A 22,669-nucleotide genomic window follows, 5' to 3' on the forward strand; every position below is an offset into this window, starting at 1 on the left:
GTATGAAAACGCGTTGATCCCGCGTTGTTCATTTTCGACCACATCGAGCGTCACGCGAGCGTCACACCTGCGTCAATCGTCGCTCTTGTTTTCCGGCGCGCCGTTATTTTCCGCCGCTTCGGTAGCCGCAAGCGATGTCACGAGGGCAACGATGCTCTTGCGCACGGTTGCGCTCTTGATTCGGGCAAAGGCCTGATTGAGCGAAAATCCTTCATTCGACGCAACGAAAGACTGCATGGCATTGATCGTGCCAAGGGCGGGATTGGCGTTTCCGACATCCGGCGTCGCATTGGCGAACAAAGAGCTGACATCGACGCCGAGAACCGATGCAATGGCTTGCAAACGGGACGCGCCGACGCGATTGGCACCCTTTTCGTATTTCTGGACCTGCTGGAAGGTAATGCCCAACCGGCCCGCCAGCGCGCTTTGACTCATGCCGAGCGACTTGCGGCGCATTCGGATTTGTGTACCCACATGCACATCGATCGGGCTGGGTAGTTTGGCCTGCATCATGAACTCCTCCAGTTGTGAGGTTCTTAAATTGGATATTTATCAATTAATATTGTTGAAGGTAGACATTCAACACAATTTCCACGGGTATTGTGAGGTGTTACTGATAAAGTAAGGCTGTTTTCCGTCGGTATGCTGTGCTGGTTGACGGTTTATCACCTTTGTTGCACATCGCAATGCCCCGTTTCTGCTGGCAAAATGGCTCCAGCCGGCCACGCCGATGGCGTGAAAGCCCAGTCTTTCCCAAATTTTCCTGTTCTCTCGGTCGAAACCGTCGAGCGTTTCCGCATCACCGAAATGGGGAACCCAGACGAATGGCTTCTCTTGGTCGGAGCGCACGATATTTTCAACAAGCACGTTGTTATAAAGCCGAGGCAGGCATTTGTTGGTGTCGATGGTGGGTAAAACCGGAATGGGATTTCGCAGGATTGCGAAGCCCTGCTGTGCCAGCAATAGAACGGAGGCATCCAGTTTACGTTTCAAATCCATCGCATTACGGGCGTTGCATTCATGGGCCACCGGATCGGCAACCAGCAATAGCGGGTGGCCATCGCGTCTTAGACCTGTGACCGAAACGAACTGGTCGACGTGGAAACCGCATTGGTGGATTTTTCCGAAGGTGATCGCCGGAGGCGACGTGTTTGCCGAGGTAAGAGCGATTGAGGCCGAGGCATTGCCGAGGTCTTCCGGCCGATATCCGAAACTGCCCAGGGTTCTGTAGTCGAGTGCCTGAACCCGCTGCCATTGTTGCGGCCGTTCGGTTGCCGCATTGTTTGCCATACCCCTGTCGTCCTGCAGGCTGGAATGGCCCACCAATCGAAAGTCCGGCCCGACCAGCTGGTTACCGCCCGGCAAAGTGACATGCGAAGCGTTGGCGGCAAGCCCGAGACGATTGGCGAGCTCGCCAGTGACGGCGCTTTCCGATGCACAAAGCAGTTCGGTTGCGATCCCATCAGCAGTCCGAACGTGGAACACGTCCTGTATCCACGGGTGCGAAACGCTGCTGGTTGCATCGAGCGGTAACAGTTCTGCGGTGCAGGTGGCTGCCAGCCTGCTGAGCCAGCTTTCAGCGGAGGCGAGACAGGGGCCATCGATAAGAACAAGGGCCGTGACGTCGGAAGGCAGAGCCGAAAGCAGGTTTCCGATCGGGATGAGCGGAGAGACGCCCCCTTCAGCCCTGTCACCCGCAAAAAACGCGGCGGGCAAGGCAAGCGCGATTGTCCGGATCAGTCCTCCGCAGTCGGGCAGCAGAGACGGGTGCGGGGCAGCGGTCAAGACGCTTTTTCTCCCGCCGTCTGCCGCGTGGCCAATTGCTGGAAAAATACCGTGTTCTGTAATTTCCACGATTGCGGCGGCGGGGATGGCAATTCTCCGCTGCCAAGCAGGCCTAAAAGCAGGGCCGCATCGTTGCGTTTGGCGGAAACCGCGTTTCCGGCCAGAAAATTTGCGGTCTCGAGGTTGAGGTTTGCCTCAGTTGCCATTGCACGCCATGTCCTGCGGTTAAAATGCAGCTTGCGGGCGGCGTTCAGCAAGGCGTCGTGTTCCTCTGGGGCGATAGCGGCGCGACACGCTTCGAGCGTCGCTTCGGCATCGACAAGCGCGATTGTAAGCGGGCGGTAGTCGAGTTCGCCGGGCGCGTGGCTGACTGCCACATCGGCGTCGGAAAAACGCAGCCCGTCCCGATAGGCTTCAAAGATTTCGCCGATGCCGATCATGCCGAAGGCCGCGCATTCCGCCGCTCTTAGCGCGCCCATGCTGGCGGCACCGAGAACAGCGACGCCGCCTGACAGCGCGAACAGGATTTCCTTGTGCCACACGGCGGCGCAGTCACCGTAGAGGCCGTCGATCAGCCCGATTGTCCGGGCACCCTGCTTTACCGCGTCGAAAATGTCGCCGCAGGCAGCCGGGCCACGAAGATCGAGGCCGGAAATCTGCGCGGGTGCGATGCCGTGGATGGACGGGCCTGCAAAAACCACCGGCTTCATCAAAGGCCTCCGAGGTTCAGGAACCGGTCGAGCGTGCGCTGGGATATACGTTGAAGGCCACCACCGGCAGGGGTGAGGCCGCTTGCCAGAACCCGGACGACATGCAGACCGGATACGCCCGTTTCCAGCGCAAAGACATAGATGTCGTCGATCCCGGCGGCGAAAAGATGCTCTGCAAGCTGACGCCACGGCGGTAGAGCCGGATCGCTATTCGCAAAATCGAGACTGGCCGGGATCCGGTCCATTGGCCACACCTCGGATGCCGCCGGTCCCGCCGCAAACATATCCCGCTGGTAGCGCAAAGGAGAGAGATCGTCCCTCGCGCCGCTGATGTCAGTCAGTCGCGACTGGATCGCCTCCAGCAGCGCGGCAATTGCCGCGTCATAGGTGCCAAACCGGCACGCTGCGCCGGCAGCGCTGCGGGTGGCAAGTCCGTCCTGCGCGTGGATTGACCGTGGCAGGCTCGCCATGACTACAGGCACGCCGAGCGTATTGGTGAGATCAAAGAAGCGGGGCGGCAGTCCGATATGTGAAAGGTGTTGAACAAGAGCATCGAAGGATGTGTCGACACCCATCGGCAACACGACCGGTTCCGGCGCGATATTGCGGGTTTCGAAGGTATCGACGAGAAAGCAGGCGTCGTTTTCGATGAGTTCGAGCAAGGCGTGCAGAACCGCGTGGTCATGGTCGAAACCCGCCGCAAGACCTTGCGAACTCATGAGAAAGGCCTGCCGGTCCCAGGGGAAATCCGCGCGAAAATCCATGCCCACCAGCTCATAGGGGGCAAAAACCTCCAGCTGCTGGCGTATGGATGTTCCCTTCACCCAGGCGCGTTCGTTTCGCAGATCAAGAGTGTCCGGGTCGACCCGGCCGATCGTTTCGAAAGGAACGAGAGGGGCGCCCTTGTCCCGCATCTCACGAATGGAGCCGAAAGTGGTGATATGTTTGCGGGTGTCTTCGGCGACGGCACCTTCGATCGCTTCCATGATCGCGGAAAGCCGTGCCTGCTCCGCGACAAGCCCCTTGCCCTGGGAGACCGACAGTCCGCGTGAATTGGGCCGCGTCGCGAACCAGACGGGTATGCCGATAATATCGAGACCGGTCACGTCTCCGACGCGGGTAATCCCGAACCGCCGAAGCAGTTCGGGATCGAAGAACGAAGCGTCCGGATGCCCTAAAGCCGCTGTCGCTGGAATATGTGCGCCGTCAGCGGTCAAGGCTGCGGGGGCGCAATCAAGGCGCCGCGTTGGTGTCGTCGGCAAGGATGGCGTCGAACAGTTCGCCGGTGACGGAACCCGCCGGACCAACAGCCTTCAGGGCCGATTCGATCGGCGCCTGCACCATGCGGTTGAAATCCCAGCCGGCGTCGATCACTTCGCCGACAAAGGCGAAATCGGCCTCGGAAACGACAGCGCCGCCGGCGACGAGGGCTTCGATGCCCTGGATCTGGACCTGATCCAGCTCGTTTTCGGGCTGGCCGTCCTGACGAACGAGCATGGATTTTGCTGCCGCAGCAACGCGCGCGTAACCGTCCACACCGGGATGGCTGGCTTCATAGGCGGCAATCGTCTCATGCGAGACGGACGCAACCCTGAGCGGCGCCGTGCGAATGAAGAGAACGCCGAAACCCTTTTTTCCGACAATAAAGAAGTGCGAGGACATAATAACTCCTATTTGATCCCAGCTAATCGAAGTGCGTTATAGAATTTTTCATTCGCTACCGGGTCTCGGTCTGGGGACAGGCTGCTGATTTCCCTCGCCGTCATACCCGGATAGTTTTCCTGAAGCCTGCTGCCGGTTTCCCGGGCAGCGTCCAAATCACCGTGGAGCGCGTGGCTCGCGGTCAAGACGCGCAATGCCGGCTCGTCATTTTCCATGCGCGCGCACAGTTCTACTGCCGCGCCGTAATCCTCACGCTTGAACGCGATGCTGGCGCCCGCCCACCAGTAGATGTCGGGTGCGAGCGGATTGAGGTCGATGGCTTGCTGAAACTTTTCCCATGCGGTTTCGGCATCGCCGAAATGGGCGAGCGCATCGGCATGCTGGAGCAAAAGGTCGGCGGAGTTGGGCGCAAGCGCCTCCGCTTCGAAGAACCTTTCGGCGGATATGTCGAAATCCCGCTGGTAGAGCGCCACGACGGCGCACATCCAGTGGCCGACGCCAAGAGCGGGATCGATTTCGACGGAGGCGTCTGCCTCCGCCTTGGCGCGGTGCAGCAGGTGGGGGTCGTTGCCGCCCAGCATCAGCCATTCCAGCTGCAGGCTCTGCGCCACGCGGGCGCGGGCAACCGCCATGCTGTTATCCAGATCGACCGCCTTACGGAACATCGAGCGGGCTCTTCGAAGAAGCGGCAGGTCGCACTTGCCGCGCAGAAGCTGCTGGCCCTCCAGCAATTGCCGGTAGGCCTCGCCGCTGTGGTTGCGGTCTGGTTCCACCTGAAGCCGCTCGATCTCGCGGGCAAGCCCCGCGGCCACCTGTTTGGACAGCAGTCGAAAAGCGGCGTGAATATGCCGCGCGGTCAGCACGACCTCCAGCGACCAGACGATTTCTCCGGTCGCTTCCTCGATCAGCGCTACCGACATGCGGGCATCGTCGAAAACCGTGGAGACGATGCGGTAATCCGCCCGCAACATTGCATAACTGTCGTCGGTCCGGTCGTGTGTCGCTACAAAGGTGCTGTGCGTCGAAAGAACGGTGAAGGTCCGGTATCGAACGAGACTATTGGCAACATCCTCGACAAAGGCACTCATCACCGGCGATACCGCAAGCCCGTCCACCCGCACCGGACGGCTGAAGGCGACGCGTGGTTTTGCCATCGATTTTCGGCGGCTACCCTCATCCGGTTCGGCGGGGGCTACTATCGTCGAGGCCAGACTTTGTATCCGCCGTCGAAGCGCCACTGTCTCGGCCTCCGGAGGTCGGTCCTCCTGGCGGAGCTGTTCCATCAGAAGCTGGAAAATTCCCTCGCAGGCGCTGGTGTTTCCCACCCGCGCATAGGCCGCCATGGCGGCGCGGTAGGTTTCCTCGCGCTCCGGCTCGATCTTCAGCGCGCATTCGGCAAGCGATGCGATGTTGTTCGAACTGGCGCGGCCGAACCGCGTCAACTCCTCCAGAAGCGGTGTATAGCTTGAAAAGAACAGGTCCTTGAGACGGCGTCGCTCAGACAGCAGCCAGAGATAAAGGTGGTCCTGCCCAGCCTCCAGCCCCTCCAGCAGATCGCCGCCGAATTCGAGCAGGGCTTGCAGCCGCTGCATCGGGTCTTCTGCTCTCGCGCCGGCAAGAAAGATCGCAAGGTCGGTTCGCTGCGCCAGCTTTCCGGCCTTCAGGTCGTTCCCTTCTGTCAGAAGGATGGCATCGTCATCGCTCGACAGCTTCTGGAGGCGCAGGATCAGCTGCCGCAAATTGCCGAGTGCCCTTTTTTGCTCGACGTTTTCCCATAACAGCGATGCGGCCTGCTGGCGGGAAAGGGACTGATTGGGAGCAAGGATCAGGGCGGCAGTGAGGGCAAAGCCCTTGGACGGGAAAAACGCTTGCCGCACCGCATCGCAGCGCGGGGTGCCAAAAAGCCGGATCGGTATCAGTTCAGCGTTCCCAGCCAATTTCGTTCCCTCATGAATCACCATCTAACAATGTGTCCGGGAAATTGAAAGTCATCATTGGCGTTCCATTTGACGCTGGTGTGACGCCGCTTGCCTATTGTCGTGAATAGAGGCGCGGGCGACGGGCGGAAAACAGCAATCATGCATCAGGCAGGCATCGGGAATTTTCGAAATTGATAGCGTTTAACGGAAGCTACATGGCGTTCGAGCCGCGTACTGAACCTTACCAGCGTGCCGACGACGTCGGTTATGCGGTGTGTGAGTTCATGTGGTTCAAAGGGCGCCCGTTCTATCCGGTCTCGGCGCTGGCCCATGCGAAGGTTGCCCATGCCAGACTGTCGGCATGCGACGACGAAGATGAGGACAATCTCGATATTATTTTCCGCATGCCATTTGCAGCCGGCGGGCATTTTTTCGAGATCGTGCTGCGCTCCAACGAAGGCACTTCTTACGGTGGCTGGCTGTGGGGAGAAGAGCTGGAAATACTGAACGAGGTCGTCAACGGCTATCGCGTTCTGGCGGGGAAGTTCGAAGACAGGCGGATCCGGTTTGAATATTCCAAGCGGTCTCATCGCTACCGGACAGCCGAACCGCTGCCGGTCGAGAAATCCGTCTTCCTGATCCAGCGAGAGGTAAGGCCTTACGCGGGAAGGCACGATTTGCCGGGAAGCCCGGCACGTTAATGGCGGGGCTGATGCCGATGCGTTTCCGGGGGAGCGCAAGAGCGTGGGGCGAGAAGGGGTTCAACTGGCGCGGCGCGTATTGCGCGCATCGCAAATATGCCCGGTAAAGCCAAGGCTTTGTCGGGAGCAGCAGGTGAATTTTTTTATTTTTATTGTGTGGAAGATTTGTGATGCCCAATGGAGGTAACATGCGTAACAGGCGGGTGTCATCACAGCTATTAGCGGTGAGTTGCGCCTCGGGTGACGACGTGCTTTCCCTTGACGGGAGCGCCAACGACGACCCGCGTCCATCAGTTGCGAACGACAGGCTTTATGTCGTGGGCGAGCCGGTTTCCAGGAAGGTGCTGAGATCTCGCCCGCCGGAGAACCGGGTTGAGGAAGAGGCTTTTCGCGTGGCGGAAATCAGCAATACCGTCATCGATGTCGATATCAGGCTTGCAAAATGGGCCTGGGCCGTGCTGGTGATCGGGCATTGCTGGCTGATCTATTTCATGGTGACCAATCTCGGCTGAGGCCTCCCCCGGGACATGCGCTCCGGCCTTTAACGCACTTCTCCGACGCCGTGCAGGATCATCGCCGCCGCACCGAAGGCCACGGGGTCTGTCGCAACCACATCCGGCAGCTGGATTTTCGGCTGTATCACCTTTGCGCCGTCGAACGGGTCCGAGCGTTCGTAATCCAGCCATTCCGCCAGCCGCTGTCGTACGATCCTTGGTAAGGTGCCGCCGACAAAGATTGCCGTGGGCGCCAGAACGGCGCTGACAGCGAAGGCGAGGCGCGCAACCTCCGGTCCCGCCCGTTCCAGCCACGCCTCAAACACGGCGGAGTTGCGCAAGAGGTAATCCGTCCAGACCTCGGGTGCGCGCCCCGAGGGTTTTTCTCCCACATGCTCCACGCACCATGCCGCCAGGTCTTCGAAGGAGGGCCGCGAAGTGCTGCGGCCGCGCAAGGCGCCGATCTCGCCGGCATTGCCGAGATAACCGCGATAAAGCTCATTTTTGATAATGATGCCGCCGCCGATCCCCTCGGACAGATAGAGATAAGCGAAATTTTCGTGTCCGTCCGCATTGCCAAGCGTCAGTTCACCCATGGCTGCGGCATTGGCATCATTTTCTATGATCACCGGACAACGCAGCGCCTCGCGCAGCATGGCGGAAAGGTCAGACCCGGCCCAGGAAATAACCTCTTCGGCAAGATCGAGCGACATGGCTTCCTTGCGAAAGCGGGTCGGCATTGCAATGGCCGCGCCGATCAGTTGGCTCCTGTTGATCGCATTTTTCGTCAGTAGTTCTTCGGATCCGTCCTGAAGCGCCCGTTGGACATCGGAAAACGCGTCATAGGAGCCGCGCATCTGCAATTCTCCAACGAACTCTCCGCCAAAATTCAACAGCGTCAACATCACCGAATAACGGTTGGCGTGCGCACCAAGGGCGTAACCGACAGTTTTTTTGAGCGTGAGGTCGATATGGGGTGCGCCACGGCCTTCCTGCCGGCGTGCACCTTCCTCGATGATACCGCGTTCAAGCAGATTGCGCGTCATCATGCTCACGGCAGCCGGCGTTATGCTGCAATAGTCGGCAAGCTCGACCCGCGAGGCCGAACCCTTGCGCCTGATATATCCCAGAAGCGCACCCTGTGTTGCGCCAATGCCTGCCAACCCGCCCTGCCGTCTCTCAGTCAAAGTTTCACTCTCCCGCGCTTTACCTGGGGAAATGTCATGAAGCTGTTAATTAAGCAACTTAATTAAATAATCAGTTTCAACGGGAATGGATCACATGTTCAAGTCTCTCACCCTGATGGCCACGGTTGCCCTCGGCGCGCTTTTGCCGGCTGTCGCCTTTGCCGAAGACATCAACATCAAGCTCTGGACGCTCGCCGACAAGAATGCGCCCGGTCGCGTCACCAACATCGAAGCTGCCGCCGGCATCATGAACGCGCAGTTCAAGGCAGCAGGCGTCGACAAACGCGTCGTCATCGACATCAACAACAGCGCCGTGCAGGGCTGGGACTCCTTCGCGCTCGATACGCTGAAGGCGTTTTCGGTGGGGCAGGGGCCGGATATCTACATCCTGCCGCATGAATGGATCGGCCAGTTCGCGCAGGACGGCTATGCCATGCCGATGGAAGACAAGATCGCCGCTGCTCCCTGGGTCTATGGCGATATCCTGCCGGTTCTGTGGAATTCGGCCAAGGCGACGGACGGAAAGATTTACGGCATTCCGCAGGACGCGGAAATCCGCATGTTCTTCTACAACAAGGACATGCTGCGCAAGATCGGCAAGGACGAAGCCTTCATCGAAGGCCTTCCGGCCAAGGTCGACGCCGGCGAATTCACGCTCGACGATCTGACGACCCTGTCGAAGGAAGTGGTAGACGGCAAGGCCGCACAATACGGCATGCTGCACCGCCCGAATGTCGGTATCGACTATCTGATGGTGTTCCAGTCCTATGGCGTGAAGTTCATGGACGAAAAGACCGGCAAGCTGATGTTCCCCAAGGCCGAAATGGCCAAGGCGCTCGGCTGGTATGAGCGCAATGCCAAGGAAGGCGTGACGCCCGTCGACAATACCGCCATGAGCTGGGAGGCGATCCAGACGGCCTTCAAGCAGGAAAAGGCCTTCATCTTCCATCAGGGTGTCTGGGCGGTTGCCTGGCAGGTGGGTGACAAGAACGGCGCGACCTGGCCGACAGACGGCAAGGGATACTTCAACAAGATCGGCTGGATTTCCGCTCCGGCAGCCGAAAAAGGCGGCAAGCCGGCCAACCTGTCGCACCCGCTGCTCTACACCCTCAATCCGAAGAGTGCCAATGCCGATATCGCCGCCGATCTCGTGGCGCTTGCGACATTGCCCTATTTCAACAACGAACACGCGGTGACATCCTATCATACGGCCATCAGCAACGCCCAGACGGCCATGCCGAAATACCGCGATAACTGGGTACTCTCCGCTGCTTCGCCGATGATGAAATACGCGCAGTTTGTGCCCAACCACACCAAGTTCGGCAGCTACAACAAGGTGCTGTTCAGCGGTCTGCAAGCGGTTGAGACCGGCAAGATGACGGCCGCGCAGGCGGTCGATTTTATCGCCGACGAGCTTGAGCTGCAATTTGGCGCAGAGATCGAAATCCGCGACGCCGCAAGCAACTGAGTTTGCCCGAAACCATGCCGCCCGGTTCTGCCGGGCGGCTTTTCCGCGTTCCCACCGGTATATCGTAATGTCTCAATTTCAGCTTCGGGCGCGTCGCCCGGCCCGGCCGATCTTTTATCTGGCTCCGGCTCTCGCCTTGCTTGGCCTGTTCTTTCTTGCCCCGATCGTCGTCAATCTGGTGATCGCCTTTACCGATATGGGCGCAAACCTGAGGGTCGGCAAATTCACGGTCGAGAATTTCCAGCGCATGTTTCAGCGCGACGTGCGCCTGCCGATGGTGTTGCTGACGACGCTGATCTATGTCGGCGCAACGCTGTTCATCTTCAATATCGGGCTTGGCGCGCTTCTGGCCGTTACGACCACGGCGATACCAGACCGGCTAGGCAACTTTTTTCGCGGCCTCTGGCTGCTGCCGCGCATGAGCCCCGCCGTGCTTTACGGCGTGCTGTGGATATGGATCGCCGATCCGACGTCTTCCGGCCTGCTCAATCAGTTTCTTGGCGCGCTCGGCGCACCCGCTCTCAACCTGCGCAACGACTTTCCGCTGTTTCTGGTGGTGGTGGCGAACGGTGTCGTCGGCGCGTCTTTCGCCATGGTCATCCTCACATCGGCCATCCGCTCCATACCGTCGCATCTGGCCAATGCGGCGCGCGTCGATGGCGCCAGCGAATGGGGTGTGCTTCGCCATGTCGTCGCACCCGCGCTCTCGGCACCGATCCGTTTCATCACGCTCTATCAGGCGCTCTCACTGATGACGACCTACGAATATATCCTGCTCATCACCGGCGGTGGGCCTGTCTACGATTCCACGACCTATCCGCTTTATATCTACCGGCGCGCCTTTGAAAACGGTGCCTATGCCTATGGTGCTGCACTTGCGCTTGGCCTGATGGCGATAGGCGTTGCCATCACCCTCATTCAATGGCGCATCAGCAATATGCGCTCGACTTTTGCTCCCGCCAAAATCGAGGTGCTGTGATGACGCTCGCCCACACCCACGCGCCTGCCCACAGCAGGCGTGCCCTTGATCTGAAGCCGGACTGGACGCGTCTTGAAAGGCGCAGCCTTGCCCATCGCGCCGGTTTCGTTCCCGTCATTCTTGTGTTCCTGACGGTGGTTTCGGTTCCGGTTCTCCTGCCCTACCTGTGGCTGCTGGTGAAGTCGCTCACGACTTCCGACGACAATCTCAGCCGACTTGTACTGTGGCGCAGCGGCGCAATCGCCGCTTTTGCCTATGGCGGGGCGATAGCAGTTGCGCTTCTTTCCGCGCGCCTGCGCAATCCCACGCTGCTGTGGCTGGCATTTGGTGCCGTGGTTGCGGCGCTCGTCTTCGTGCTGGTGCTGCCGCATCTGACCATCGACAACTACAGTTTCCTCTGGAGCCGCGATATCGAGAAAACCGGCACTACGCGGATGGCGCTGATGCCGTCCGTCTGGACCGCCATGCGCAGTTCACTGCTGTTTGCCGCTTCCCAGACGCTGATCGTCGCGCTGGTCGCCACGCCGGCCGCCTATGCGCTGTCGCGCTTCACCTTCGCCGGGCGTGAAAATGTGCTGCGCGGGCTTTTGCTGCTGCATGCCTTTCCGGCGCTCGCGCTCACCGTCGCGATCTTCGTGCAACTGCATTACATGGGCCTGCTCAACAATCTCTTCGGCGTCGTGCTGGTCATGAGTGCGCTTGAGCTGCCGTTTGCAATTTTTGTTCTCAAGGGCTTTTTCGACAACGTTCCCTGGGACATCGAAATGAGTGCCGTCACCGATGGCGCGACCCGCTTCCAAGCCTTTCGCATGGTGGTTCTGCCGCAGGTAAGAAGCGGGCTGATCGCGGTTGCCACCTTCACCTTTCTGCGTGGCTGGGAAGAATATGTTTTCGTCCAGACCCTGCTCATCGAAAAAAGCCAGATGACGATGAGCCTCTATCTCTTCTTCGTGGCACAGGACAGCGCCGGCGTGAACTACGGCATGATCGCTGCCGTAGGCATCATCTATCTGTTGCCTGTGCTGATCATTTACATCTTCACGCAGAAATACATCACCCAGATGAGTTTCGGCGGGATCAAAGGATAATCGCCATGGCCAGGATCACCCTCGACAATGTCACCAAAAGCTGGGGCGACACCCGCGTTCTGCAACCGATGACCCTCTCCATCGAAGACGGCGAATTCGTCGCCGTTCTCGGCCCGTCCGGATGCGGAAAGTCGACCACGCTTTTCCTGCTCGCCGGGCTCTACGCGCCGACCGCGGGTCAGATTTCTTTCGACGGCCACAACGTCAATCGCATCGATGCGCGCGACCGCAATGTCGGTATCGTCTTCCAGTCTTATGCACTTTATCCCAACCTGACGGTGCGGCAGAACATCGCGTTTCCGCTGCGCTTCAAGAATGTTCCGCGTGAAGAAGCAGCGCGGCGGGTGGAGGAGGCGGCAAGCCTCGTGCAGATCAGCGCGTTGCTCGACCGACGGCCCTCGCAGCTTTCCGGCGGCCAGCAGCAGCGTGTGGCGCTTGCCCGCGCGCTGGTCAAGGAACCGAACATCCTGCTACTGGACGAGCCGCTTTCCAATCTCGATGCGACCCTGCGCATCACCATGCGCGCCGAGCTGAAAAGCCTGCAGAAGCGCCTGAAGATCACCACGCTGATCGTCACCCATGACCAGATCGAGGCGATCACCATGGCGGACAGGATCATTTGCATGAACAACGGCGCCATTGCCCAGATCGGCACGCCCGATGATCTTTATCGCAGGCCCGACAATCTGTTCGTGGCCGGTTTCATCGGCACGCCGCCAATGAACCTCTTGAAAGGATGGGCGCAGGGCGGGCAGTTGCAGATTGGCGATGCCCTGCTCGACCTCAATGCCCGCTGTGACGGCGAAGTCACCTTTGGCCTGCGCCCGGAAGATATCGCCCTCGTCACATCGTCCGAGGCGCGGCTTGAGGGGCAGGTTACCACGGTCGAGCCCATGGGGCGCGAGGTGTTCTACACGATCGATACGCCTGCAGGGATGATCCACGCGCTCGAATATGGCGAGACGATACGCCACGCGCCGGGAGATCGTGTCGGGATCAGCTGCAAATCGGCGCTGACGCTCGTGTTCGATGCCGCCGGTAACCGCATCGCCGGGCTGCATGCCGATCTTTCCCACCATTCGACTATTCCGGCGCGTGAACCGCAAGCCGTAAACTGACAGGAATTTCCATGCCTAAAATCGTCTCCCATCGCGGTGCCAACCACTTTGCGCCCGAAAACACCTTCGCCGCCGCCGACCTCGCCTTACAGCAGGGAGCGGATTACATCGAGCTCGACGTGCGCGAGAGCGCGGACGGTGTGCTTTATGTCTTTCACGACGAAACGCTGGATCGTACCACCGATGGCACGGGTCCCATCGGCCACATACTGTCGAGCGAGATCGATGCATTGGACGCCGGCAGCTGGTTCGGCGAAAACTTCAAGGGTGCGGCTGTACCGCGGCTCGATGCCTATCTCAGCCATTTGCGCGGCCGCTGCGGCGTCTATGTCGAGCTGAAATATTGCGATCCCGTCAAGGTGGCGGCACTGGTACGAAGCCTCGGCATGGTGCGCGATACCTTCTTTTTCTCTTTCTCCGAAGAAATGCGCCGGGGCCTGGCCGCCGCCGCGCCGGAATTCCGCAAGATGATGACGCTCGATATCGCCAAGTCGCCTTCGCTGGCTGCGGCTGTTCACCATGCCTCGATCATCGAGATCACACCTGCGCAGATGCGCAAGCCCGGCCTTGTCGCGGCATGCCGCAAGGCGGGTCTGGAAATCATGGTTTATTATGGCGGCGATGATGCCAACCTTCATAATGAGATCGCATTGGCCGGGGTAGACTACGTCAATATCGACCGCCCGGACCTGTTCGATACGGCGCGCCGCGCCGTACGGCAGCCTGAACTCGCATGACCTTTCTTACCCCCTGGAGATGATGACATGAGCAATCTTATTGGAACCGGCTTCAACGCCAGCTCGGACGACGGTGAACTGGCCACACTCGAAAGCGATCTGCGTGCGCTTGCCGAAATTGGCTGCGACACCGTTGAAATCGCCGCAACGAGCCTTGATCTGATCGCAGGCGGTCGCATCATCGAGGAGCGCGCTCAACGGTTCGTGGCGCTCGCCAAAGAATTCGACTTCCGCTACACGGTGCACGGTCTTGTTTCGTCCAATTTCATGGACCCGGTAACGTGCCGCTACCAGATAGATGCAGCCAAGGCGCTGGCCGTCCTGTGCGATCGCATCGGCGCGGGCATCCTCGTTCAGCATGGTGGTGCCCTGCGTGCCGACCAGATCGCCGAGCGGGCCGATGCCGATGCCCGTGAGCGGGAGGCGCTTTTCGAGCTGGCGGAATTCTGCAAGCCCTATGGCGTGCGGGTCGCGCTTGAGAATATCTTCTCCACCGAACCCGGCCAATATCGCCAGACGCCTGCCGAGGTGGCCCAGACCGTTAAGGCCATCGGCCATGATAACGTCGTGGCGCTGATCGACTTCAGCCACGCCTATCTCGAATCCACCTATCGCGGGCTCGATTTTCGCGAACAGCTTCGTGCCATGGCGCCGGTTGCCGGCCATTTGCATGTCCACGATTCCTTCGGCCGGCCGCAGGGCTTTTATCAACCGTATTTCGACCAGGAAAATACCGCTCTCGGCATCGGCGATCTGCATATGCCGCTCGGCTGGGGAGATATCGACTGGCAGGGCATCTTCTCGGAGCTGACCTTCCTGCCGGATACCGTGCTGATGATGGAAATCGGCCGCCGCTACCGTGCCGAACAGCCCGCGAGCCTTGAAACGGCGCGTCATCTCATGTCGCTCTACACTGAGCGGATGCAGATCGCGGCTGAATGACTGAACTGAACAAGGCCCAGCCGACAGGCTGAGGTCTGAAGCGCCGGCAGTTCTGAACGCAACTGCCGGCGTTTTTCGTTACGCGGCCCAGTCGGAAAGCGAATAGGCTTTGATGTAATCGATCATCATCTGCGAACCGTCGCTGAAATCAACTGCCGACGGCGTTCCTGCCATGCCGCCGACAGCAAGATTGACGACCATATACATGGGGTCGTGCATGTCATCAGGCGTATCCGTCTGCGCCACGGCGACGTCGTCGAAATACCAGGTAATATGTTCCGCATCCCACAACACGCCGTAGGTGTGAAACCCCTCCGTGCTCGGCACGCTGACATTGTTGATGACCGAACTCTGTTCACCCGTCGCGTTGGAGTGGGTGGACATGATCAGCGTATTGGGGTTTTGCCCACGCATCTCCACGACATCGAGTTCCGGCGGCCAGGATCCATCTTGCGGCAAAAGCCAGAAGGCCGGCCAAGCGCCCCGGTCGGTCGGCATGTCGGCGCGCATTTCGAAATAACCATAGGTCTGGCTGAACGACGAATAGGTGTTCAGCATACCCGAGGTATAATCATAGCCCTCAACCTCGTTGGCGATCGATTGCGGGGTTTCCGCGGCGGTGATAGTCAGGACACCGTTGTTTATGCTGAAGGGATTTACCTCTGATGTGCCGGCATAAGCGGGGTTGATGTACCATTGCGCCTCGCCATTCGTCGTCAGCGAGCTTCCCTTTTCCGGTGCCCACCAATATTTGGCATCCCAAGTCCCCTGATCGCCGCTGCGAAGTGAAAGTGCATCGAATTCGTCGGCAAAGGTCTGGGTGAGGGATGATCGGTCGAGGCTGAGCTCGAACTGGTCGGTCTGAAGATCGTCGATGGTCGTTCCGGCAAGAACGACGGCCTCGCCGTTGGCGAAGTTCAGCCAGAGATTATCGCCCTGTTGGGTGGCATTGCTGACGAGCTGCTCGAAGGACGTGATGCCGTAACCGTTAAGCCGGATCGTGTCGTTGGCGCTGAAATCCATGATGAGATCGGTGCCGTTGCCGCTCGTAAAAACGAATGTATCCGCACCGCCACCGCCGATCAGCACGTCGTTACCGCCCCCGCCATCAATGGTCTGGCTGCCCGATCCGCCGGTTATGATGTTGTCCAGCTCATTTCCGAAGGCATAACGACCATCTCCGGTTACCCGCAGGTTTTCGAAATTGTCGGGCAAGGTATAACTCATCCAGGTGTCGATGGTGTCGATACCCTCCCCGGCATTTTCGACGGCGCGGTTAATGCTGGAATAGAGGTAATAAATATCGTCGCCCGTGCCGCCCGCCATTGTCACATTGACGGAACTGTCGCCCCACATGGAATCATTGCCGGCAGTGCCTGTCAGCAGCGGTCCGGAACCCGTGGCGGAAAAAAATCCGGTGGAATTGTCGCTGTAGTAGAGTGTGTCTCCAAGCGCATTCAATACTGTCCGGGCCATTGACCGTCTCCTGTCCGTTAGCGTTGGCTTTCTCACTCCTCTTGGGCAATACCCTAACAGGGCGAAAAGCCTCCTGTTAGAGCCAGAAATGAGGGGTACATGGGCGGTTTCTGTGGTGCACGCTATTGCAGCATTGCAATGGGCGGTGGCAGGATTGGACGGAAAGGGAGATGCTCAAAGCGGCATCTCATGGGAATGGAGTGCCAGAATTGAGTGTAGCCTTTACCAAGGAAGATAGTGCCGAAACCGCAGCCGAAACGGTTCTGCCGGACCGGGTGATTTCGCCTCATCCCAATCTGGTGACGGAGGCTGGGCTGAAAGCGCTGGAGCAGCAGCTGCAATTGGCGCGCGAAGCCTGCGAAACGGCCAATGCCGTCGAAGACGTCAATGAAAGACGTCGGCTTTCAGCCAATCCTCTGCGGGACATTCGGTATTTCGCGGAGCGCGTTCGCACCGCCCAGCTGATGCCGAGCCCTCCTGCTGATGGCACCGTTGCCTTCGGCAGCGTGGTAACATTCAGCCGTGATGACGGGAGGACGCAACGGTTTCGGATCGTAGGCGAGGATGAAGCCGATCCGGCCAATGGATCGATGTCTTATGTCTCCCCGGTCGCAGGATTGCTGATGGGAAAATCTGCCGGTGATGTTGTCAGCCTGGGTGGCAAAGAGATTGAAATCATCGAAGTGACCTAAAGCGTCCACTTGAAAACGGAACAAATTTTGGCAGCAAGGATGTACGGTTTGGAGCGAGAGAACCTCGCCGTAATTTACGCCGGCTGTGCCGTCGCCAAAGCGTCCTCTTCTGCCATTCCTGCCATCCTCATCATCGTATTTTTCAGAAAGAACCTGAAATCCAGATCAATGAAAGTATAGGCGAGTACGAGCCCCATATAGGCCATGAAAACGGGATTCACGCGGCCTGTATCCTCCACTAGCAGGCCTTGGTGCGGCCCTGTGGGGAGAGGACGTCATCACCATGAGGCGACAGGGTGATGACGATGAATAGTGGTCTTGATGACGTTGCCGCGCAAGACAATTTTCTATGGTTTTCAGTCGCTCAGATTGCCTTTTGGCAGAGCGCCCTCAACGGCGATCACCCGCTGTATGTAAAGCGGTTCGTTGGAAACCGGCGCGCTCATGCCGAATGCCGGCATGATCCTCACATAGAAACCATATCCGCTGGGGCTGATATCAGGATCGATCGCGATGTCGTTGGCTGTCGCCCACATCCAGCCGCTATTGTCGAGGGCGTTCGCACCACCAAATTGAAGCGCGGAGCAACTGATCGTCCGGACTGCGCCGCCGCTTTTTGAAACCAGTGTGACATAGGGCGCACGCTGTCCCTCGGTATTTTTATAAAGCACTGCAAATGAAACGGTTTTGCCGATCATCGCGGCGGCCTCCGCATTGCGAAAATAACGAACCAGTGCGGCCGACTGGTTGCCATTCGCACGCAAACCGAGGCTGTGAGCGAAAGCCGGAGAAAAGGTGACTTCTGCGGCTTTTATGGCGGAACCCGACGCCGCCAGGCTCCAGCCCGCTGGAGCGGACCCGGTCCAATCGGTGAAATCGCCGTTGACGATAAGATTGGCGGCGGGAAGTTTCGGCCAGCAAGGTGTCTGAAAGACGTTATCGGGCGCCGATGCCAGATAACAACTGAACAAGGTTCGGGCGATGAGCTGAGATCCGGCATCGTCCGGATGGACGTTGTCGCGATAAAGCGCATGGTCCTTGCCTCTCGCTACAAATGACGCGTGTGTATCCACCAGTGTGAGGCCCGGGTGCGCTCGGGCAAGGTCAAGGATCGCATTATAGACCTTGTCGTAACCGGTGCTATCGCGCCAGGGGTTCTGGGTGGTGATGAGTTGGGGGGCACCCGGCCATTGCCATTCGATCATGCCAAGCGGTCCGAGCAGGGCGGCTCGTCCGGAGCTTAGGATACCACCCGGTGTCTCGAAACTCTGCATATTATGCCCATGATGCGTGATGCACAGGTCGGGACGGGGAATCTTCAACGCCGCCGCGCGCTGGTCCGCGAGCATGTAACCGGCCATGCCGCCGGGCAGTGCCGCAAGATAGACCGTGAGCGTTGGCCCCATGCCTGCGCGCAGCGTAACCGGATCCGCATAGGCCTTTGGCCCGGTGGGGGCGTTTGTCTGCCATTCTGCCCAGCGGTGCAGCACAACCCTTGTGTCGTGCAGATCGCCAAGCATCATGGCGAACTGCTGGAATGGTCCGGCATCGGCATAGGCGGTGCTGTCACCATTCACGAAGATCGTGGCATTCTGACCCGCAGTCAAACGCGCGCGCAAGGGTGAGAGCGCGTTCAGGGAAGGGACCATGGTGGGGATGTTTCGGGAGGTGATGCCGAGCGATACGCCGATCATGCCGGCACCTCTTCCGTTCCGGTCATATATATGCATATGTTGCGTTTGAGCGGTGTCATCGTTCGTTCTCCTCGTCTGGCCCTAGGATAACTCCGCCGAAAGGCCGGGGGACAAAACGCAGGAAACGGGACGGCGAAAAGCAGTAAAATTATACGTCACGAATTTTTCTTCGATCTCTTTTAAAATATATAGATAGAATATTTTTCTTTTAATTTACGTATATCGGATTCTTATCCGCATAAAGGTTTGAATGTTATTTTTTCTAACCACAATCAAGCATTGTTGTTCTTATACTGAAATTGCCGGTGAAAATATCCCTGCCGTTGGCAAGTGCACTCGTCATTTTCACGGGCTGTCCATTCATGCCCGCAATTTAGGGCAATGGCAACTTGGGTGCTCTGATACTTCACAGGTGATGTCATGACATCCGCTCTATTTGTCAGTCACACAGGAGAGAAGGGTGGCGCCGAGCTTTTTCTGACGGACCTCGTCAAGGCTGGACCGCATTCCTGGCGAGCTTGTTTTCTCAGTGGCGGTGGTGCTGCTGATGATCTGGCAGCGGCCGGGAGGCCTCCGGTCATGTTATCCGCTGGCGAAAAAATGCTGTCGATCCGCCGTGACTCACCGTTTGGCGCAATGCTGCGTGGCGCGGCCGATGTTGTCGCCGTCGCTTGGCAATTGAGCCAGCAGGCGAGACATTACGACGTAATCTGCGCCAATTCGCAGAAGGCGCTGTTCGTTTGCGCGCTTGCCGCGAAACTCAGCCGCCGCCCACTTGTCTGGGTTTTGCACGATATAGTCACCGATCCCGCATTCAGCTCCGCCAATCGCCATGCCTCGCTGGCATTCGCGCGCCTTTTCGCAAGGCTGGTGGCCGTCAATTCGCAGGAAACCGGCCGGGCTTTCGTTGAAGCCGGCGGGCAGGCAGAAAAGGTCCGCATCGTTTATAACGGCTTCGACCCCGCAAAGGCTGTGGCCCACGATCCCGGCAGAGCTACGCGGTTGCGTGCGGAATTGGGCCTTGGTCCTGAACCGCTTGTCGGATTGTTCGGCCGGCTGAGCGAATGGAAGGGGCAACACGTCTTTCTGGACGCGATCGCGGCGATGGATGGCGTTCAGGCCGTCATCGTTGGCGGAGCGCTATTCGGGCAGGACGCCTATGAGACGCGCATCCGCGAGCAGGCATCCCGTCTCGGTCTGGATGGTCGTGTCCGCTTCCTCGGTTTCCGGTCGGATGTACCAGAGCTGATGGCATCGATGGATGCCGTTGCCCACACCTCTGTTGTCGCCGAACCGTTCGGGCGGGTGGTGGTGGAGGCCATGATGTGCGGGCGGCCAGTTGTCGCTACACGCGGTGGTGGGGTTACCGAAATCATTAGGGACGGCGAAACGGGTCTTCTGGTGCCGCCGGGCGACGCATCGGCGCTTGCGGCAGCACTAGGCTGCATCCTGTCGCAGCCGGCTCTGGCGGAAAGGCTGGCGCAGCAGGGCCGCGAGGATGTGAGCCGGCGTTTTTCGCTGGAGGAGACCTGCCGGTCCGTTTCCGCTTTGCTGTCGGAAGCAGTGTGAGGGGCCTCTTGGCGATCAATTCGGGCAGAAAGTGCAGGCAAGCGGAAGGGTCAGGATGCGTATTCTCGTAAACATGCCGAGCCAGTATGGCGGCAAACCTTCCGGCGTCGCCCGCGTGACCTTCAGCCTGCTGGAGCGGCTGCTGGATCAGACGCGGGACGACTACATCCTGCGCTCTCCCTGGACGCGGGCACAGCTGCCCGAAAACCTGCGCGAAAGCCGCCTTCAGCTGATTGAGACGCCGCGGCCGCGTATCATGGTGTTTGATGTGCTTCGTCAGGCCATGACGTTACCGACACTTTGCCGCAAGCTCGGCATCGATGTGCTGTTCAACGCCGATCCCTTCGGAAGTCCCCGCGGCGGCAAACGGCGCGTCACACTGGTTCACGATCTTTATTTCAAGACCATCCCCGAACAGATCGGCTGGCGGGCAACGTTGACGACGGATTTGATCTTTCGACTGATGATGGCTGGTTCGAACCGGATCACCTGCGTATCGGAAGCGACGCGTAAGGATCTGGCGCAGTTTTATCCATCGGCTGCCGGGAAAAGTCTGACTATCCATTCTGACAGCACCTTGAATGTCGATCCAGCGAGTTTAAACGGCCCGCCGCCGGTTGCCGCGCCCTACATACTGGCGGTCGGAAACGCGACGTCGAATAAAAACTTTTCGCTTCTGGGCAAGGCTTTTGCCGTGATTGGTAAGGTTAGGCCTGATTTGCACGTCGTGCATGTTGGCCGCGACGATGCCGAGGAAATCGGCAGCGTGCTCGATGATCCGGAGCTGAAGGCGCGACTCATCCGGCTTTCCGGCATAGACGACCATCAACTGGCAGACCTTTACCGCCACGCCGCCTGCCTTTGCGTGCCTTCCACATATGAAGGGTTCTGCCTGCCGGTGCTCGAGGCGCAGCAACTGGGGTGTCCGGTCGTCTGCTCCAACCGTTCCGCAACGCCGGAGATCGCCGGAAAGGGCGCACTCACCTTCGATCCCGCGGACTCTGACAGCCTTGTCGCAGCACTCGAGCGGCTTTTTCGGGAGCCGGATTTGGCAAGCGATCTTCGCCAGGCGGGTTATGAAAACCGCAAGCTGTATTCATGGCAGAAGGCGGCGGAAAGCTATGCGCAGGTTTTCCATGAACAGACCTGACGTCTAGAAGTCATGTCCCCGGGGTGAAATCTTGCGGCTCATGCCCTGATGCCGCTGCGCAGCTCCGAATAGAGAGCTTCGTATGCCCCGATTACCCGTTCGGGCGCGACGCCCTGCGAAATGCGCGCTTTGGTTTCCGGTGTTTCCGCGAGAATGGCGGGGTTGCGCATCGCGTTAGTCATGCGGGCGGCAAGCTCGGTGGCGTTGCCCGGCGCGAAAAGGCGTTCCGGCCGGTCCCGACCGATCTGTTCGGCGACACCGGCGAGATTGGCGCCGAGAACCGGCACACCGCGTAGAATAGCTTCAGCGACCGTGCGCCCGAAAGCCTCTGGCCAGAGTGGTGGAACGATCAGACAATCTATACCGGCGAAGAAACTATCGGCGTCCACGTAGCCGGGAAATTCGACCGGAAGGTTGGCGGTTTTTTGCTCGTAGGCTTCGATGCCGCCCGGCGCGCGACCCGCCATGACCAGTCGCCAGCCCTTCGGCGGCAGGAGCGGCAGCGACTCGATCAGGAGATCTGCACCCTTGGGCGCCTCGATGCGGCCCAGATAGCCGAAAACAAGCGGGTCCCCAGGCGCGCGTGGAATGCGCTGTGTCTGTGAAGCTGGCGGCGCGATGGCATTCCAGATGACCGTGCGGCGGCTTTCCGGTACATGGGTGAAAAAGCCGGCCTGCACATGGCGCTCGACAATATCGTGGCCGACACCGGCGACAGCGTCGACGGCGCATTGGCAACGCCGGTGCAGGTAAGAGAAGGCGCGGCATTTTTTGCTGGTGCCGTCGCAGATGTGCCCGTCGTGAAACAGGGAGCCGTTGGTGCACATGCTGGTGAAATCGTGCAGGGAATGGACGAGCGGAATGCCGCGCTTGCGGATCATCGGCCAGATCAGCGGTGTCAGCTCCGACAGCGAATGGGTGTTGACGACATCAGGCCGGAAATCATCGATGACGCGGGCAAGCCGGCGCACGAGACCAGGATCCAGCTGCACGGCGATCTTGTAGTATTTTCGCTTCCATCCGGGTTGCTCTTCCCAGTCCCCGATAAAAAACGGCGTGGTATGTCCGAGGCGGTAAACGGCAAAATCATCCCGCAGCTCCACGGCCTGTTGTTTGCGTGAGATCGCCGCCACCGCTACCGTGTGTCCATTCTCCGCCAGCCCGCGCGCTAGGTCTTCCACGAATATCTCCGCGCCGCCGACCCGGTCCGGAGAAAACAGCGACGTTATTTGCAATATCCGCATGCCCAAATTCTCGCGTCTTTGTGTGGTTTGTAATCGTTACAACTATTGCGCATC

Annotated in this window: 21 protein-coding genes and 1 pseudogene; 11 read left to right on the forward strand and 11 right to left on the reverse strand. The window is 59.2% G+C overall.

Annotated elements, in window-relative coordinates; genetic code table 11:
- Positions 1-72: 72 nt before the first annotated feature.
- The 6 genes from ACQZ63_RS08165 to ACQZ63_RS08190 form a co-directional block, all read right to left on the reverse strand.
- Complete coding sequence (locus tag ACQZ63_RS08165; RefSeq protein ID WP_025595440.1) at positions 73-510, reverse strand: helix-turn-helix domain-containing protein; 438 nt, start codon at positions 508-510, stop codon at positions 73-75.
- A 69-nt stretch (positions 511-579) separates the two neighbouring features.
- Positions 580-1,785: a hypothetical protein gene (locus ACQZ63_RS08170; RefSeq protein ID WP_065704403.1), complete on the reverse strand. Its 1,206-nt coding sequence runs from the start codon at positions 1,783-1,785 to the stop codon at positions 580-582.
- Positions 1,782-2,495 (reverse strand): TfuA-like protein, encoded by a 714-nt coding sequence (locus ACQZ63_RS08175; protein ID WP_448799118.1) that lies wholly within the window; start codon positions 2,493-2,495, stop codon positions 1,782-1,784. Before ACQZ63_RS08175 ends, ACQZ63_RS08170 begins: the two co-directional genes overlap by 4 nt.
- A complete protein-coding gene (locus tag ACQZ63_RS08180) occupies positions 2,495-3,691 on the reverse strand; it encodes a YcaO-like family protein (RefSeq protein WP_035202507.1) in 1,197 nt (398 codons plus the stop codon). The genes ACQZ63_RS08175 and ACQZ63_RS08180 overlap by 1 nt, the downstream gene beginning before the upstream one ends.
- A gap of 37 nt (positions 3,692-3,728) precedes the next feature.
- Positions 3,729-4,157, reverse strand: a complete 429-nt coding sequence (locus tag ACQZ63_RS08185) for a hypothetical protein (protein WP_003511290.1) — start codon at positions 4,155-4,157, stop codon at positions 3,729-3,731.
- An 8-nt stretch (positions 4,158-4,165) separates the two neighbouring features.
- Positions 4,166-6,118, reverse strand: coding sequence for a BTAD domain-containing putative transcriptional regulator (locus tag ACQZ63_RS08190; protein WP_162763572.1), 1,953 nt, complete (start codon positions 6,116-6,118; stop codon positions 4,166-4,168).
- A gap of 173 nt (positions 6,119-6,291) precedes the next feature.
- Here ACQZ63_RS08190 and ACQZ63_RS08195 point away from each other — a divergent pair, with 173 nt between their 5' ends.
- Both ACQZ63_RS08195 and ACQZ63_RS08200 read left to right on the forward strand, forming a co-directional pair.
- Positions 6,292-6,777 (forward strand): hypothetical protein, encoded by a 486-nt coding sequence (locus tag ACQZ63_RS08195; protein ID WP_065704399.1) that lies wholly within the window; start codon positions 6,292-6,294, stop codon positions 6,775-6,777.
- A 188-nt stretch (positions 6,778-6,965) separates the two neighbouring features.
- Positions 6,966-7,289, forward strand: coding sequence for a hypothetical protein (locus ACQZ63_RS08200; RefSeq protein WP_162632817.1), 324 nt, complete (start codon positions 6,966-6,968; stop codon positions 7,287-7,289).
- A 29-nt stretch (positions 7,290-7,318) separates the two neighbouring features.
- On the opposite strand, the gene ACQZ63_RS08205 is transcribed toward ACQZ63_RS08200, so the two are convergent.
- The gene (locus ACQZ63_RS08205) at positions 7,319-8,458 is read right to left on the reverse strand and encodes an ROK family transcriptional regulator (protein ID WP_111789686.1); all 1,140 of its coding nucleotides are present in this window, start codon (positions 8,456-8,458) and stop codon (positions 7,319-7,321) included.
- 94 nt (positions 8,459-8,552) lie between these two features.
- Between ACQZ63_RS08205 and ACQZ63_RS08210 the strand changes: the two genes are divergently transcribed.
- The 6 genes from ACQZ63_RS08210 to ACQZ63_RS08235 all read left to right on the forward strand — a co-directional run bounded on the left by ACQZ63_RS08210 (position 8,553) and on the right by ACQZ63_RS08235 (position 14,790).
- Positions 8,553-9,926 (forward strand): ABC transporter substrate-binding protein, encoded by a 1,374-nt coding sequence (locus ACQZ63_RS08210; protein WP_111789687.1) that lies wholly within the window; start codon positions 8,553-8,555, stop codon positions 9,924-9,926.
- Between the two features lie 67 nt (positions 9,927-9,993).
- Positions 9,994-10,905, forward strand: coding sequence for a carbohydrate ABC transporter permease (locus ACQZ63_RS08215; RefSeq protein WP_019564841.1), 912 nt, complete (start codon positions 9,994-9,996; stop codon positions 10,903-10,905).
- Complete coding sequence (locus ACQZ63_RS08220) at positions 10,905-11,993, forward strand: carbohydrate ABC transporter permease (RefSeq protein WP_113555429.1); 1,089 nt, start codon at positions 10,905-10,907, stop codon at positions 11,991-11,993. The genes ACQZ63_RS08215 and ACQZ63_RS08220 overlap by 1 nt, the downstream gene beginning before the upstream one ends.
- A 5-nt stretch (positions 11,994-11,998) precedes the next feature.
- Positions 11,999-13,111, forward strand: coding sequence for an ABC transporter ATP-binding protein (locus ACQZ63_RS08225; protein WP_003511281.1), 1,113 nt, complete (start codon positions 11,999-12,001; stop codon positions 13,109-13,111).
- 11 nt (positions 13,112-13,122) lie between these two features.
- Positions 13,123-13,848 (forward strand): glycerophosphodiester phosphodiesterase family protein, encoded by a 726-nt coding sequence (locus tag ACQZ63_RS08230; protein WP_113555428.1) that lies wholly within the window; start codon positions 13,123-13,125, stop codon positions 13,846-13,848.
- A gap of 27 nt (positions 13,849-13,875) precedes the next feature.
- Entirely contained in the window at positions 13,876-14,790 is a 915-nt protein-coding gene (locus ACQZ63_RS08235) for a TIM barrel protein (RefSeq protein WP_003511278.1), read from the forward strand.
- Between the two features lie 78 nt (positions 14,791-14,868).
- Here the strand turns inward: ACQZ63_RS08235 and eglC are convergent, their stop codons facing one another.
- Positions 14,869-16,266, reverse strand: coding sequence for an endo-1,3-1,4-beta-glycanase EglC (eglC, locus tag ACQZ63_RS08240; RefSeq protein ID WP_113555427.1), 1,398 nt, complete (start codon positions 16,264-16,266; stop codon positions 14,869-14,871).
- Positions 16,267-16,475: 209 nt separating this feature from the next.
- Here eglC and greA point away from each other — a divergent pair, with 209 nt between their 5' ends.
- Positions 16,476-16,958 carry a transcription elongation factor GreA gene (greA, locus tag ACQZ63_RS08245; RefSeq protein ID WP_025595449.1) on the forward strand — a complete coding sequence of 161 codons (483 nt, stop codon included), beginning with the start codon at positions 16,476-16,478 and terminating at the stop codon, positions 16,956-16,958.
- 74 nt (positions 16,959-17,032) lie between these two features.
- Here the strand turns inward: greA and ACQZ63_RS08250 are convergent.
- Positions 17,033-17,176, reverse strand: a pseudogene (locus ACQZ63_RS08250) (O-antigen ligase domain-containing protein); the annotation flags it as partial.
- Between the two features lie 138 nt (positions 17,177-17,314).
- Positions 17,315-18,652 carry an SGNH/GDSL hydrolase family protein gene (locus ACQZ63_RS08255; RefSeq protein ID WP_113555473.1) on the reverse strand — a complete coding sequence of 446 codons (1,338 nt, stop codon included), beginning with the start codon at positions 18,650-18,652 and terminating at the stop codon, positions 17,315-17,317.
- Positions 18,653-19,072: 420 nt separating this feature from the next.
- Here ACQZ63_RS08255 and ACQZ63_RS08260 point away from each other — a divergent pair, with 420 nt between their 5' ends.
- Both ACQZ63_RS08260 and ACQZ63_RS08265 read left to right on the forward strand, forming a co-directional pair.
- Positions 19,073-20,221, forward strand: a complete 1,149-nt coding sequence (locus ACQZ63_RS08260; protein ID WP_113555426.1) for a glycosyltransferase family 4 protein — start codon at positions 19,073-19,075, stop codon at positions 20,219-20,221.
- Between the two features lie 55 nt (positions 20,222-20,276).
- A complete protein-coding gene (locus ACQZ63_RS08265) occupies positions 20,277-21,371 on the forward strand; it encodes a glycosyltransferase family 4 protein (protein ID WP_113555425.1) in 1,095 nt (364 codons plus the stop codon).
- Between the two features lie 38 nt (positions 21,372-21,409).
- Here the strand turns inward: ACQZ63_RS08265 and ACQZ63_RS08270 are convergent, their stop codons facing one another.
- Positions 21,410-22,615 carry a glycosyltransferase family 4 protein gene (locus ACQZ63_RS08270; RefSeq protein ID WP_113555424.1) on the reverse strand — a complete coding sequence of 402 codons (1,206 nt, stop codon included), beginning with the start codon at positions 22,613-22,615 and terminating at the stop codon, positions 21,410-21,412.
- Positions 22,616-22,669: the final 54 nt, after the last annotated feature.

This window comes from Agrobacterium sp. CG160-95 (assembly GCF_053521725.1).